General features: G+C 73.4%; 12 protein-coding genes. 4 read left to right on the top strand and 8 right to left on the bottom strand.

Annotated features, from left to right (window positions below):
- Positions 1 to 25: 25 nt before the first annotated feature.
- Entirely contained in the window at positions 26 to 2,623 is a 2,598-nt protein-coding gene (gene valS / locus ACFWZ5_RS23250) for a valine--tRNA ligase (RefSeq protein ID WP_384891245.1), read from the bottom strand.
- A 266-nt stretch (positions 2,624 to 2,889) separates the two neighbouring features.
- Complete coding sequence (locus ACFWZ5_RS23245; protein ID WP_384796537.1) at positions 2,890 to 4,944, bottom strand: phosphocholine-specific phospholipase C; 2,055 nt, start codon at positions 4,942 to 4,944, stop codon at positions 2,890 to 2,892.
- A gap of 242 nt (positions 4,945 to 5,186) precedes the next feature.
- On the opposite strand from ACFWZ5_RS23245, the gene ACFWZ5_RS23240 reads away from it, so the two are divergent.
- The 3 genes from ACFWZ5_RS23240 to ACFWZ5_RS23230 are packed head-to-tail and all read left to right on the top strand — an operon-like array spanning position 5,187 to position 7,415.
- Positions 5,187 to 6,119: a zinc-binding alcohol dehydrogenase family protein gene (locus ACFWZ5_RS23240; RefSeq protein ID WP_384796535.1), complete on the top strand. Its 933-nt coding sequence runs from the start codon at positions 5,187 to 5,189 to the stop codon at positions 6,117 to 6,119.
- Positions 6,116 to 6,898 (top strand): GNAT family N-acetyltransferase, encoded by a 783-nt coding sequence (locus ACFWZ5_RS23235; RefSeq protein ID WP_384796533.1) that lies wholly within the window; start codon positions 6,116 to 6,118, stop codon positions 6,896 to 6,898. The genes ACFWZ5_RS23240 and ACFWZ5_RS23235 overlap by 4 nt, the downstream gene beginning before the upstream one ends.
- Positions 6,899 to 6,911: 13 nt before the next feature.
- Positions 6,912 to 7,415 (top strand): FBP domain-containing protein, encoded by a 504-nt coding sequence (locus ACFWZ5_RS23230; RefSeq protein ID WP_384796531.1) that lies wholly within the window; start codon positions 6,912 to 6,914, stop codon positions 7,413 to 7,415.
- A 30-nt stretch (positions 7,416 to 7,445) separates the two neighbouring features.
- Here the strand turns inward: ACFWZ5_RS23230 and ACFWZ5_RS23225 are convergent, their stop codons facing one another.
- The 6 genes from ACFWZ5_RS23225 to ACFWZ5_RS23200 form a co-directional block, all read right to left on the bottom strand.
- A complete protein-coding gene (locus ACFWZ5_RS23225; RefSeq protein WP_384796529.1) occupies positions 7,446 to 7,832 on the bottom strand; it encodes a (2Fe-2S) ferredoxin domain-containing protein in 387 nt (128 codons plus the stop codon).
- Between the two features lie 47 nt (positions 7,833 to 7,879).
- Positions 7,880 to 9,220 carry a 6-phospho-beta-glucosidase gene (locus ACFWZ5_RS23220; protein ID WP_384796527.1) on the bottom strand — a complete coding sequence of 447 codons (1,341 nt, stop codon included), beginning with the start codon at positions 9,218 to 9,220 and terminating at the stop codon, positions 7,880 to 7,882.
- A 35-nt stretch (positions 9,221 to 9,255) separates the two neighbouring features.
- A complete protein-coding gene (locus ACFWZ5_RS23215; RefSeq protein WP_384796525.1) occupies positions 9,256 to 9,756 on the bottom strand; it encodes a thioesterase family protein in 501 nt (166 codons plus the stop codon).
- The gene (locus tag ACFWZ5_RS23210; RefSeq protein ID WP_384796523.1) at positions 9,753 to 10,730 is read right to left on the bottom strand and encodes a 3-hydroxyacyl-CoA dehydrogenase NAD-binding domain-containing protein; all 978 of its coding nucleotides are present in this window, start codon (positions 10,728 to 10,730) and stop codon (positions 9,753 to 9,755) included. The genes ACFWZ5_RS23215 and ACFWZ5_RS23210 overlap by 4 nt, the downstream gene beginning before the upstream one ends.
- Positions 10,731 to 10,845: 115 nt before the next feature.
- Positions 10,846 to 11,739 carry a 3-keto-5-aminohexanoate cleavage protein gene (locus tag ACFWZ5_RS23205; protein WP_384796521.1) on the bottom strand — a complete coding sequence of 298 codons (894 nt, stop codon included), beginning with the start codon at positions 11,737 to 11,739 and terminating at the stop codon, positions 10,846 to 10,848.
- A gap of 72 nt (positions 11,740 to 11,811) precedes the next feature.
- Positions 11,812 to 12,660, bottom strand: coding sequence for a TetR family transcriptional regulator C-terminal domain-containing protein (locus ACFWZ5_RS23200; RefSeq protein ID WP_384796519.1), 849 nt, complete (start codon positions 12,658 to 12,660; stop codon positions 11,812 to 11,814).
- Between the two features lie 229 nt (positions 12,661 to 12,889).
- On the opposite strand from ACFWZ5_RS23200, the gene ACFWZ5_RS23195 reads away from it, so the two are divergent.
- Positions 12,890 to 13,921 (top strand): MDR family NADP-dependent oxidoreductase, encoded by a 1,032-nt coding sequence (locus ACFWZ5_RS23195; protein ID WP_384796517.1) that lies wholly within the window; start codon positions 12,890 to 12,892, stop codon positions 13,919 to 13,921.
- Positions 13,922 to 13,927: the final 6 nt, after the last annotated feature.

Here is a 13,927-nt window from a genome sequence, read left to right as displayed (position 1 = left end):
CGGGGGTGCTAGGGGGCGCAGCCCCCTAGTTCGGGAAGGGGCGGGTCTGGGGCGCCCCCGCGAGGGTCACCTCTGTCCTGAGGTCGCCGGGGGACTCGCGGAGGGAGACCGAGGTCACTCGGCCCGCGGCGCGGATGTCGGACTGGGCGAGGGTGAAGCGGTCGAGCGCCGCGCGGGAGGCGTGGATCACGAGCTCGCCGGCCTCCGCCCGCATGGACACCTTCGCGAGGGACTTGGCCTTGCGAATGGCGGCGATGACCTCGGCCGCCGTGGCGAGGACAGCGGTGTCCACGCCGCGGACCCGCAGGGCGTCGGCCGACGGCCACCCCGCCCGGTGGACGGACCCCTCCGCGTACCAGGACCAGATCTCCTCGGTGACGAAGGGCAGGACCGGCGCGAACAGACGGAGCACCGTGTCGAGCGCGGTGACCAGCGCCGCCCGCGCCGAGTCCCGCGCACCCGCGCCCCCGTGGTCGCCGTAGGCGCGGGCCTTGACCAGCTCCACGTAGTCGTCGCAGAAGCGCCAGAAGAACTGCTCGGTGCGCTCCAGGGCCCGCGCGTAGTCGAAGTCGTCGTACGCGGCCGTCGCCTCCTCGACCGCCGTGGCGAGGTCGGCGAGCAGCGCCCGGTCGAGGGGCTCGGTCACCGCGCCCGCGCCGAGGTCGCCGCCGCCGAGGCCGAGGACGAACTTGCCGACGTTCAGGAGCTTCGTGGCGAGGCGGCGGCCGATCTTCATCTGGCCGATGTCGAAGGCCGTGTCGGTGCCGGGCCGCCCGCTCGCCGCCCAGTACCGCACCGCGTCGGAGCCGTGCCGCTCAAGGAGGTCCGTGGGCGTGACGGCGTTGCCCTTGGACTTGGACATCTTCTTGCGGTCGGGGTCGAGGATCCAGCCGGAGATCGCGGCGTGCCGCCACGGCAGCGTGCCGTGTCCACAGTGGGCGCGCACGACCGTCGAGAACAGCCAGGTGCGGATGATCTCGTGGGCCTGGGGGCGCAGGTCCATCGGGAAGACGCGGGCGAAGAGCTCCGGGTCGGCGAGCTGCCGCCCGGCGATCTGCGGGGTGAGCGAGGAGGTGGCCCAGGTGTCCATGACGTCGGGGTCGCCCGCGAAGCCGTGCGGCTTGCCGCGCTGGTGCTCCTCGTAGCCGGGCGGTGTCTGCGCGCTGGGGTCGACGGGCAGCGCCGCCGCGTCGGGGACGAGCGGGCGGTCGTGGTCGGGCCTGCCGTCGCCGTCGAGCGGGTACCACAGCGGGATGGGCACGCCGAAGAAGCGCTGGCGGCTGATCAGCCAGTCGCCGTTGAGTCCGCCGACCCAGTTGTCGTAGCGGATCCGCATGTGCGGCGGATGCCACCGCAGCTCCTGTCCCCGGGCGAGGAGTTCGTCGCGCAGCCGCTCGTCGCGGCCGCCGTTGCGGACGTACCACTGGCGCGTGGTGACGATCTCCAGGGGCTTGTCGCCCTTCTCGAAGAACTTCACCGCGTGCGTGACGGGGCGCGGTTCGCCGTGCAGCTCGCCCCGGGAGCGCAGCTGGGCGACGACGCGCTCGCGCGCGGTGTGGGCCGTCGCGCCCGCGAGTTCCGCGTACGCGGCGCGCGCCTCCGGAGTGTCGAGGCCACTCGGCGGCTCGGCGAGGAAGCGGCCGTCCCAGCCGATGACGGGCCGCGTGGCCAGGCGCAGCTCGCGCCACCAGGTGACGTCCGTGGTGTCGCCGAACGTGCACACCATCGCGATGCCGGTGCCCTTGTCGGGCGTCGCCAGGCGGTGGGCGAGGACGGGGACCTCGACGTCGAACAGCGGGGTGCGGACCGTGGTGCCGAACAGGTCCTGGTAGCGCTCGTCGTCGGGGTGCGCGACGAGGGCGACGCAGGCGGGCAGGAGCTCGGGGCGGGTCGTCTCGATCAGGACGGTGCGGCCGTCGCCGCCGTGGAAGCCGAGCCTGTGGTACGCGGCAGGGCGCTCCCTGTCCTCCAGTTCGGCCTGCGCGACCGCCGTGCGGAACGTGACGTCCCACAGCGTGGGCGCCTCCGCGAGGTACGCGTCGCCGCGTGCGAGGTCGTCGAGGAAGGCGCGCTGCGAGGTGGCGCGGGCCTGCGTGTCGATGGTCTGGTACGTGCGCGACCAGTCGACGGAGAGGCCGAGCGCGCGCCACAGGTCCTCGAAGGCCCGCTCGTCCTCGGCGGTGAGGCGCTCGCACAGCTCGATGAAGTTCCGCCGGGAGATGGGCAGCTGGTGCTTGCCGGGCTTCTCGGGCGGGGTGAAGTCCGGGTCGTGGGGCAGCGTCGGGTCGCAGCGGACGCCGTAGTGGTTCTGGACGCGGCGCTCCGTGGGCAGGCCGTTGTCGTCCCACCCCATGGGGTAGAAGACGTTCTTGCCGCGCATGCGCTGGTAGCGGGCGATGGTGTCCGTGTGCGTGTACGAGAAGACGTGGCCGACGTGCAGGGAGCCGCTGACGGTGGGGGGCGGGGTGTCGATGGAGAAGACGGTGTCTCGCGGGGCGCGGCGGGCGGTGTCCGCGTCGAAGGCGTATACGCCGTTCTCTTCCCACCGCCGGGACCACTTCTCTTCCAGACCGTCGAGGACGGGCTTGTCGGGCGCGCCGTTGGGGCGGTGGGTGTGGGTCATGCCCACGCATGCTAACGGCGGCGTGGTGGTGGGGTTCAACGGATTTCTGCGGGTCCTCGCGGGGGCGCCCCAGTCCCGCCCCTTTCCCGAAACTAGGGGCTCCGCCCCTAGGACCCCTTCTTTCCGCGCTGCGCGCTCGTCCTCAAACGCCGGACGGGCTAGAACCTTGCCGCACCGGCGAAAGTTCCAGCCCCTCCGGCGTTTGAGGAGCGGGGTCTGGGGCGGAGCCCCAGGAAGGGCGGGTGGGTGGGGAAAATCAGCGCGATCTACGGTGCGGCGAGTGCGGGGTCGCTGATTCCGGGCAGGCCGTTCTCCACGTGGCCGGCCAGGCGGCGCAAGAACGTGCTGTCGGCGCTGGACACGACCGTCAGGTCGTACCAGCGCCGGCTGCCGCTCAGGTCGACGGTGTGCCGCACCGTCGCCCCCGCCTTGACCGCGAAAACGTCCCGGCGCCCCCCGTACGCGTTGGTCACCGTCAAGTCGCAGGCCACGGCCCCCGCGTTGGTGAGGGTCAGCTCCAGGTTGCCGGTCGCCCGGTCGTGGCGGGCGGTGACCTCCGGGCCCGCCTGCTTGCCGGGGCCCTTGAAGACGCGCAGGAAGCCGTTGGGGCCGAAGACGGAGAGGTCGTGGCGGCCGCCGGAGTACGTGGAGTTCCAGGCGTCGGAGATCGTCTTCCCGGCCTCGGTGGTGTACGTCCAGGGGCCGTCCGTGCGGTTGCCGGAGCGTACGTGGAAGCAGACGCCCGCGTCGCCGCCGCCGAACGTGAGCGTGAACTTGCCGTCGGCGGGGGTCGCCCGGCCGTCGACGAGGGGCGCGTACGGCAGCGGCCGGGTGGGCCGGGAGCCGCGCTCCTGCCGGGGCAGGGCCGGGCTCGCGGGCGGCTTCGGGTAGTAGTCGGGGTGGCGCGCGTGGTCCGGCGGCTCGTAGCCGGAGGTGTCCGGCAGGTCCGCCGGATCGGTGTGCTTGCCGCTGAAGTCGAACGCGGCGGTCAGGTCGCCGCAGACGGCGCGGCGCCACGGCGAGATGTTCGGCTCGCGCACGCCGAAGCGCTTCTCCATGAAGCGGATGATCGACGTGTGGTCGAGGATCTGCGAGCACACGAAGCCGCCGGTGCTCCAGGGCGACACCACGATCATCGGGACGCGCTGGCCGAGGCCGTAGTGCCCGGCCGCGTACTGGAGGTTGCCCGGGAAGTAGTCCAGCTTCGTGTCGACGGTGGACAGGCCCTGGTTCGCCGAGGACGGGACGTACGGGGGCACGACGTGGTCGAAGTAGCCGTCGTTCTCGTCGTACGTGATGAACAGGGCGGTCCTGGCCCACACCGCCGGGTTGGCGGTGAGCGCGTCCAGGACCTGCGCGATGTACCAGGCGCCGTAGTTGACCGGCCAGTTCGGGTGCTCGCTGAACGCCTCGGGGGCGGCGATCCAGGAGACCTTGGGCAGCCGGTCCGCCTGGACGTCGGCCTTCAGGACGTCGAAGTAGCCGTCGCCCGCCTTGACGTTCGTGCCGGTGCGGGCCTTGTCGTGGAGCGGGTCGCCGGGCTTGGCGCTGCGGAAGGTGTTGAAGTAGAGGAGGGAGTTGTCGCCGTAGTTGCCCCGGTAGGCGTCCTCGATCCAGCCCCACTTGCCCGCCGCGTCCAGACCGTCGCCTATGTCCTGGTACACCTTCCAGGAGATCCCGGCCTTCTCCAGGCGCTCGGCGTACGTCGTCCAGCCGTACCCGGCCTCCTGGTTGCCGAGGACGGGCCCGCCGCCCGTGCCGTCGTTGCCGACGTATCCGCTCAGCATGTAGTAGCGGTTGGGGTCGGTGGCCCCCATGAACGAGCAGTGGTAGGCGTCGCAGACCGTGAACGCGTCGGCGAGCGCGTAGTGGAAGGGGATGTCCCCGCGCGTGAGGTAGGCCATCGTCCGCTCGGACTTGGCGGGGATCCACTGGTCGTACGCGCCGTTGTTGAACGCCTTGTGGCCGCCCGCCCAGTCGTGGTCGAGGCCCGCGATGAACTGCATGCCCAGGTTGTCCGCGTCCGGGTGGAACGGCAGGACCTCCTTGCCGCCGCCCCGCTGGTGCCAGACCGGCTTGCCGCTCGGCAGCGTCACGGGCCTCGGGTCGCCGAAGCCGCGTACGCCCTTCAAGGAGCCGAAGTAGTGGTCGAAGGAACGGTTCTCCTGCATGAGGACGACGATGTGCTCGACGTCCTCGATGGAGCCCGCACCGCGCCGCGCGGGCAGCGACGCGGCACGGCTGATGCTCTCCGAGAGCACCGAGAGCGCGGCGGTGCCGCCGGCCAGTTGCAGAAAGCGGCGCCGGTTGAGTTCAGGCATGGGGAAGTGACCTCGCGTGAAGTGGGGGGCGACGGGGCGGGTGCAGTGTGCCAAGCGGAGCAAGGGTGAGGGAAGGGCCGGGCGGTTCGGTGTCGGTGAAGTGAAGCGGAGGACAACACCCGGCACAACATTGCCGCCTCGTGAACACTCCCCCGCGACGGAATGCCGACGGTGCGCTCCGCCTTGAGACCGTTGAGGCGTGATCTTCACGACGGGATCTTCCGGCAGAGAGCGAGGCACACATGGCCAAGGCGTACGCATACACCCGGCACGGCGGGCCCGAGGTGGAGGCCCTGATCGACCGGAAGGTCCCGGACCCCGGCCCGGGCGAGCTCCTGATCGCCGTGCGGGCGGCGGGCGTCAACCCCGTGGACCACAAGCTGCGGAGCGGCTACCGCAGGCCGGGACAGGCGCCCGCCGAACTGCCGGAGGTCCTCGGCAGCGAGGCCGCGGGCGTGGTCGAGCGGGTCGGCCCCGGAGTCGAGGGTTTCGCCGTCGGCGACGCGGTGTTCGGGTCGACGCTCACGGGCGGGTACGCCGCGTACACGCTCCTGCCCGCCGCGATAGCCGCCCACAAGCCGGACGGCCTGTCCTTCGCGGAGGCCGCAGCGCTGCCGGTCGCGGCGGCGACCGCGTACGACGGCATCCGCCAACTGGCGCTGCCCGCCGGTTCGACGCTCCTGGTCACGGGCGTCGGCGGCGGTGTGGGCGGCAGCGCGGCGCGGCTCGCGCTGCACGAGGGCATACGCGTCATCGGCACGGCGAGCGAGGCCAAGCGGGAGTACGTCGAGTCGCTCGGCGTGACCCATGTGGCGTCCGGGCCCGACGTGGCGGAGCGGGTCCGCGCCGTGGCGCCGGACGGCGTGGACGCGGTCTTCGACCTCGTCGGCGGCGACCACCTGCGGGCCGTCGCGGACCTGGTGGCCGACCGCACGAAGCTCATCACCGCGGGCGGCAAGCAGATCGTGGGCGAGCTCGGCGGCGCCCCCGTCGCGCGGGCGCGGACCGGAGCGGTGCTCGACGCGGTGGCCTCGCTCGCCGCGGCGGGCGTGCTGCGGCCGCACATCACGGCCACCTACCCGCTGGAGCGGGCCGGTGAGGCGCTGCGCGCGGTCGAGACCGGGCACGCGCTCGGCAAGGTCGTGATCGAGGTCGAGGCCGAGGCCAGCGCGTGACGGAGCAGACGGCCGCCGCGGGCGTCGACGCGGCCACCACCACGACGCGGGACCATCCGTTGGACAACCCCGGGTACGCCTCCCTGACGGGCCCGCACGCCCGCTTCGCCGAGCGGCGCGGGCGCGTCGTGCGCTACCCCGCCGACGTCTCACCGTGGCTGGGGCTCCCTGCCGATCCCGACGCCCGCGACTGGGCGGACCTCGCCGCGCTCGCGGGGGCCGACGGCGACATACCGCTGCCGGGGGTCGGGGCACGCCTGCCGGACGGCTGGGAGCTCACGTTCGACACGGCGGGGGTGCAGCTCGTCGACGACGGGGTCGCGGCCGTGCCCGACGCGGAGGCGGTGCGGCTCGGCCCGGACGACGTGCCCGAGATGCTCGACCTGGTCGCGCGCGCCCAGCCCGGCCCGTTCCTGGAGCGCACCATAGAGCTCGGCACCTATCTGGGGCTGCGGCACGGCGGCGCCCTCGTCGCGATGGCCGGGGAGCGCCTGCACCCGCCGGGCTTCACGGAGATCAGCGCGGTCTGCACGGATCCGGCGTACCGGGGGCGCGGCCTGGCGACGCGGCTCGTGCTCGCCGTCGCGTACGGCATCAGGGAGCGCGGTGAGATCCCCTTCCTGCACACGGCGGCGCGCAATACCGGGGCGATCCGGCTGTACGAGTCCCTCGGCTTCCGGCTGCGCCGCACCCTGGTGTTCCGCGCCGCGGCGCCACCTCGCGCGGGATCGGGCCCGGGCGCGGAAAATAATGGGACGACGCAGGTCAGGGCCCGTTGATAGCGTCCGGGCCATGAATCCCCTGGGCGAAAAAGACATCCGTGCCTCGTTGGTGAACTGTTCCAAGGGCGAGGCCCGTCGGCTCACGCTGCCCGTGGGGTTCGCCGAGACTCCCTGGTCCGACCTGGACTTCCTGGGCTGGCGCGACCCGAAGGCGCCGGAGCGGGGCTATGTCGTGGTGGAGCGCGACGGCGGTCTCGTCGGCGTCGCGCTGCGCGCCTCCAGCGGCGTCAAGCGCACCGCGCTGAAGTCCAGCATCTGCTCGGTGTGCGTGACGCCCCAGGCGGGCAGCGGCATCACCCTGCTCGTCGCGCCCCGCGCGGGCGAGGCGGGCCGCCAGGGCAACTCCGTGGGCCTGTACATCTGCGCGGACCTGGCCTGCTCGCTGTACGTACGGGGCAAGAAGACGTCCGCCCTCGCGCGGCGCTTCGAGGAGAGCCTGTCCCTGGAGGAGCAGAACGAGCGCACGGTACGGAATCTGGGCGGCTTCATCGACCAGGTGCTCGCGCCCGCGTGATGCCGTCGCGGGCCGCGCGCCGGTCGCGGCCTATGCCTTTCCCCGCTGCGGCTCGACGAGTTGCAGCGTGAGGGTGACCGGCGGCTCCGCTAGTCCGGGGCCGCCCGCCTCGGCCCACGCGAGGATCTCGTCCACGGAGGCGTCGTCCAGGGTGAAGCCCACCCAGGCGGGCCTGCCGCCGTTCAACCGCCCCTGCCGTGACGGCTGCACGACGACGATGTTGGCCTGACCGCACGGGCCGAGGCAGTCGCTCGTGCGGACCGCGAACCGCCCGCCGGACCGCTCGGCCGCCGCCCGCAGCCGCGCCAACTGCCCCTCGTGGTCGGTGCCGGGGTGCTTGACCGCGTCGCCGCAGCAGCAGCCCCGGCACACGACCAGGGTGCAGGGACGGGCGGCGGGGGACGGCAGGGAGTGCATTCCGTGATCATGTCAGGCGTGCTCCCGGCGGTGCCAGGGGGCCCGCGTCACCGCAGGTACGCGAGCCCCGGGTGCTCCCCGCGGTAGCCGTCCAGCAGGCGGCGGGCCACCGTCACCGAGTCGACCAGCGGGTGCAGCGCGAACGCCTTGACGGCCGTCGCCCGCGACCCGCTCTCCGCCGCGGCGAGCACCTCGCGCTCGACCGCCTTGACCGCGCACACCAGGCCCGTGGCGTGCCCCGGCAGCGGGGCGACGGACACCGGGCGCGCGCCGCCCGCGTCGACCAGACACGGCACCTCGATGACGGCGTCCGCGTCGAGCGCCGACAGCGTGGTGCGGTTGCGGACGTTGAGGATCAGGGTCGTCCGCTCGTTGCGGGCGATGCCCCGCATCAGGGCGAGGGCGACCTGCTCGTAGCCGCCGGACTCCAGGTCGTCCGGGGCGCGTTCGCCCGCGCCGGACGCCTCCCGGTTCTCCGCCATGTACGTGGCCTCGCGCTCGGCGCGGGTGTCGTCCCAGGTCCGCAGGGCGGGGGTGGCCGGGTTCCGCATCGTCTCGTAGAAGCGGGCCTGCTGGTCGTGCAGGAACGCGCCGCGCGTCCGCTCGACCCGCTGGTAGGCGGCGACGGTCTCGCGGTTGAAGTAGTAGTAGTGCAGATACTCGTTCGGGATGGCGCCGAGGGACTGCAGCCAGTCGGCGCCGAACAGCTTGCCCTCCTCGAAGGAGCCGAGCAGGTCGCGGTCGGCGAGCAGCACCGGGAGCAGGTCGCGGCCCGCGACCTCCAGGCCGCGCAGCCAGCCGAGGTGGTTCAGGCCGACGTAGTCGATCCAGGCCCGCTCCGGCGCCACGCCGAGGAGGTGCGCGACGCGGCGGCCGAGGCCCACCGGCGAGTCGCAGATGCCGATGACGCGGTCGCCGATGTGCCGGGACATCGCCTCGGTCACCAGGCCCGCGGGGTTGGTGAAGTTGATGACCCACGCGTCGGGCGCGAGGCGCTTGACGCGGCGGGCGATGTCGACGGCGACGGGCACCGTGCGCAGGCCGTACGCGATGCCGCCCGCGCCGACGGTCTCCTGCCCGAGGACGCCCTCGGCGAGGGCGACGCGCTCGTCGGCGGCCCGCCCCGCGAGCCCGCCGACGCGGATCGCTGAGAACACGAAGTCGGTGCTGCGCAGCGCCTCGTCGAGGTCGGTGGTGACCCGCACGGCCGGGGCGTCCTGCACTCCGGCGGCCTGCTCGGCGAGGACGCGCGCGATCGCGTCGAGGCGGGCGGCGTCCACGTCGTGCAGGACCACCTCGGTGACCCTGCCCTCGGCGTGGTCGCGGAGCAGCGCCCCGTAGACCAGGGGGACGCGGAAACCGCCACCGCCGAGAATCGTCAACCTCACGTCTGCACCACCTTGCCCGCGCTACCAGTGAACGTTCAACCGCTACTCCTACCACCTCGGGCGGGTCGCGCGCCGACCGCCCTGCCCACCCACTCCGCGGCCTCCTCGACCAGTTCCTCGTGCCGCTCCCGCACAGGGCCGGGGAACGGCACCGAGCGGCCCTGTTCCTGGTCGACGTGGAGCGCGAGAAGCTCGGTCGTCGCGACGGGCGCGGCCCCGGGCGCCGGGTCGGCGGCGGGGCCGTCGACGACGTACATCTCGTGGGTGAAGTGCAGCTTCTTCGCGTGCGCGCCGACCACGCGGGTGCGGACCCCCAGGTGGGAGCCCTCGCCGACGTCCCGCAGATAGCGCACGTGGGCCTCGACCGTGTAGAGCGAACAGCCGGTGGCTTCGCGATACGCGGAGTCCAGGCCCGTCGCGTCCATGAGGGCGTCGGTGGCGTGCCCGAAGACGAGGACGTAGAAGGCCTCGCTCAGGTGGCCGTTGTAGTCGATCCACTCGGGGCGGACGGTCTCCCGGAAGAGGGGCAGGCTCATGCGCGCTCCTCCCCCTGGCGGGGCAACTGGCGGGGCAGCCGCCCCGTGGCCCGGAGTACGTCGATGACGCCCTGGTCGCGCTCGGCGACGAGGTCGGCGATGGTGCGCCCCGCGGCGGCCTCGTCGCAGCCGGAGACCACCGCGTCGTAGAGCTCCTTGTCGAGTTCGGGCGCTTCGAGGCGGGTCCAGGGGGACTTCAGGGACGGGCCGAAGTGGTCGAGCATGTGCGCCATGCCGCCCTCGCCGCCCGCGAGCGCGAAGGTGAGCATGGGGCCCATGAACGCCCAGCGCAGGCCGGGGCCCTCGGTGATGGAGGCGTCGATCTCGCGCACGGTGGCCTCGCCGTTGGCGACCATGTGCAGGGCCTCGCGCCACAGGGCCTCCTGGAGGCGGTTGGCGATGAAGCCGGGCACCTCGCGGTCCATGGTGATCACGGACTTGCCCGCGACCTCGTAGAACCGGGACGCCCAGGCCACGGCGGCGGCGTCGGTCCGCTCGCCGCCCACGACCTCGACGAGCGGGATCAGGTAGGGCGGGTTGAAGGGGTGGCCGACGACGAGACGGCCGGGGTCCGCGGCCTCGGTCTGCATGTCGGTCATCGGGTAGCCGGAGGTGGAGGAGGCGATGACGACCCCGGCGGGCGCGGCGGCGTCGAGCCGGGTCAGCAGGTCCCGCTTGAGCTCCAGCTTCTCGGGCGCGCTCTCCTGCACGAACTGGGCGTCGGCGACGGCCTCTTCGAGGGTCGCGGCGACGGTGAGCCGGTCCCGGGACGCGCCGTCGGCGAGGCCGAGCCGGGTGAGGGCGGGCCAGGCGGCGTCGACGAGACGGCGCAGCCGCTCCTCGGCGTCGGGCGCCGGGTCCCATGCGGTCACGTCGTAGCCCCGGGCAAGGAAGTGGGCGGCCCAGCCGCCGCCGATGACACCGGCGCCGACGCAGGCGACGCGGCGTACGTCTTCGGGGGTGAGGGTGGTCATGGTGGTGGGCTTCCTCTCCATGCTGCAGGGGGGTAGCGCCCGAAGGGGCGCGGGGAACTGCGCGACCAGCCACAGCGGACCCGCAGACAAGTCGCAACGCAGTCCGACGGGACGTTTACGCGCGGGGCTTGAGGCCGAGCTGCTCACGGGCCTCGTCGGGAGTGGCGACGCGAGAGCCGAGGCTCTCGACGATCCGTACGGCCCGCTCGACGAGCTGGGCGTTGGTGGCCTTGTTGCCCTTGCCGAGGTAGAGGTTGTCCTCCAGGCCCACGCGGACGTGGCCGCCGAGCAGCAGGGACTGGGCGACCCACGGCATCTGCAGGCGGCCGAGCGCGAAGCTGGCCCACCGGGCGCCGTCGGGAAGCATGTTCACCATCGACTGCAGCACGCCGGGGTCGGCGGGCGCGCCCCACGGGACGCCCATGCACAGCTGGAACACGGTCGGCTGGTCGAGCAGGCCCTCGGCGAGGAGCTGCTTGGCGAACCACAGCTGCCCGGTGTCGAAGATCTCCAGCTCGGGCCGCACGCCGAGCTCCTGGATGCGCCGGGCGCCTGCGCGCAGCATGTCGGGCGTGGAGACGTAGAGGTTCGACCCGTCCCCGAAGTTGAGGGAGCCGCAGTCGAGCGTGCAGATGTCGGGCAGCAGGTCCTCGACGTGCGGGAGCCGGTCGAGGCCGCCGACGAGGTCGGTGCCCGGGAGGTGCGTGAGCGGCTCGTCCGGGTCGATGACCAGGTCGCCGCCCATGCCCGCGGTGAGGTTGATGACGACGTCGGTGCCGGTCTCCCGCACGCGCTCGACGACCTCGCGGTACAGGCGCGGGTCGCGGGACGGGGCGCCGGTCTCCGGGTCGCGGACGTGGATGTGGACGGCGGCGGCCCCGGCCTCGGCGGCCGCGACGGCGTCCTTCGCTATCTGCTCGGGCGTGACGGGCACGTGGGGGCTCTTGCGGACGGTGTCGCCGGCGCCGGTGAGGGCGCAGGTGATGATGACGTTCTCGTTCACGGGCATGGGTGAACTCCCTTCGTGGGTGGAGGGGGTGGTGCGCGTCGTGTACGCGGTTCGGCTCGTGGTGTACGCGGGTCAGCGCGCCGTCGCGGTCAGCGTCGCGTCGACGTACGCGAGCAGCGCCGCGCGCATGTCGTCGGGCCCGGGGCCTTCCGGGGCGGCGGCGAGGACCTGGGTGGCGAGGCCGTCGATGAGGGCGGTCAGGCGCAGCGCGGCGGCGTCCGGGTCGACGGCCCGGAACACCTTCTGTGCGACGCCGCGGCGGATGACGTCGGCGACGGTGGCCCGCCACTGCCGGTAGTAGTCGGCGTGCAGGCGGCCGATGTCGGTGGAGCGCGCGGCCTCGGCCCACAGGTCGAGCCAGACGGTCCACTGGTCGCGCTGCTGGGCGCTGCGCGGGGTCTGGAGCTCGATGAGCTGGCGCAGTTCGCCGGCGGCGTCGGCGGCGTCCGCGAGGTGGGCGGCCCGGCGCGCGGTGTCCTCGTCCATGCACCAGCGCACGGCGGCTTCGAGGAGGTCGGCGCGGCCCGGGAAGTGGTAGTGGATCGCGGCGGTGCTGGTTGCGCAGGCCTGGGCGATGTCCTGGACGCGGACGGCGTGGAAGCCGTGTGCGGCGATGAGGCGGACGGTCTCGCGGACGATCTGGAGGGGGCGGCCCTCGGGCGGGGCACCGGGGCCGGTGCGCCGCGTGGGGGGCCGGGGCGCGGGTGCGGTGCCGCGGGCCCCGAGCAGCCAGCCCGCGTCGACGCCGCCCTCGTCGGCGATGCGGGCCAGCTCCGCCGCCGTGAACCGGCGGGTGCCGCCCAGGGAGCGGGACAGCTTCGACGGGTCCATGACGATGCGGCGGGCGAACTCGCGCTGGGTCACGCCTGCGGCGGCGATCACCGCGCGGACACGGGTGGGGACCTCGGGGTCGTGCTCCATGGCCGTGCACGGTACCCGCGTATTGAGCTCAGCACAACACAGGCGCCATTGTCTCCCGTACATCACAGCGATTGAGATCCTGACTGACGCATCAGTCATGGTTGCGACGTGGTGCCGGGCTTGCCCCTGACCCGTACGTCAAGAGTTAGCTTCGCGGCTCCCGGTGGGCGTACCGACGGATCCCCCTTCGTCGACCCTGCCGACTCTCCCTTCACCTCAAGGAGCCACCATGTCCACTTCCTCCCGACTCCCCGCCGCCTCCCGCGAAGTGCGGCTCGCCGCCCTCCCCGACGGCCTGCCGCAGGCGCGGCACTTCGAGGTCGTCGAAGCGCCGCTCCCCACCCCCGGTGACGGCGAAGTACTCGTCCGGAACCGGTACTTCCATGTCTCGGCGGCCCTGCGGACGCTCATCGGCGGCGGCATCCCCGGCGCGCCGTTCCCGCCGATCGGCGTCGGCGACCCGCTGTTCGGCGCCACCGTCGGCGAGGTCGTCGCGGCGCCCGCCGACGGCGGCCCGCGCGTCGGCGAGAGCGTGTACCACTACCAGGGCTGGCGCGAGTACGCGGCCGTCCCCGTCGCGCTGTGCCGCCCCCTCGGTGACGCGCTGCCCGACCCGGTCGCCCACCTCGCCCAGGGCCTGACGGCGTACCACGCGCTGACCAGGACCGTCCAAGTGCGGGACGGTGACACGGTGTTCGTGTCCGGCGGGGCGGGCTCCGTCGGCTCCCTGGCGGGGCAGATCGCGCGGCTGCTCGGCGCGGGCCGCGTCATCGGCAGCACGGGCTCCGCGCACAAGGCCGCGTGGATGACGGACGAGCTCGGCTACGACGCCGTGGTGCGGCGCGGCGCCGGGCCGCTGGCCGAGCAGCTGGCGAAGGCCGCGCCCGACGGCGTCGACGTGGTCTTCGACAACGTCGGCGGCGACGAGCTGCGCGCGGCGGTCGGCGCGGCCCGCGAGGGCGCGCGGTTCGCCCTCGTCGGCGCCCTGTCGGGGCAGTTGGCGCCCGAGCTCGCCGGGACCGGCGCGCCCGTCGAGCTCGACTCCTTCCAGCTGATCCTCAAGCGGATCACGCTGCGCGGCACGGGCACGCCCACCGACCCCGAGGAGCTCGCCGAGTGGCTGGAGCGGTTCGGGGCCTGGCTGCGCTCGGGCGCGATCAGCTTCCCGGTGGTGCGGGTCGCGGGAATGGCGGCCGCGCCGGCCGCGTTGGCCGAGGTGTTCGAGGGACGGCACACCGGGACCGTGGTCGTCGAGCTGTAGGGGTCC

Source organism: Streptomyces sp. NPDC059003 (assembly GCF_042740445.1).
GTDB lineage: Bacteria > Actinomycetota > Actinomycetes > Streptomycetales > Streptomycetaceae > Streptomyces.
Note: the sequence above shows the minus strand (reverse complement) of the source record. Positions and strands in the feature narration are given on the sequence as shown.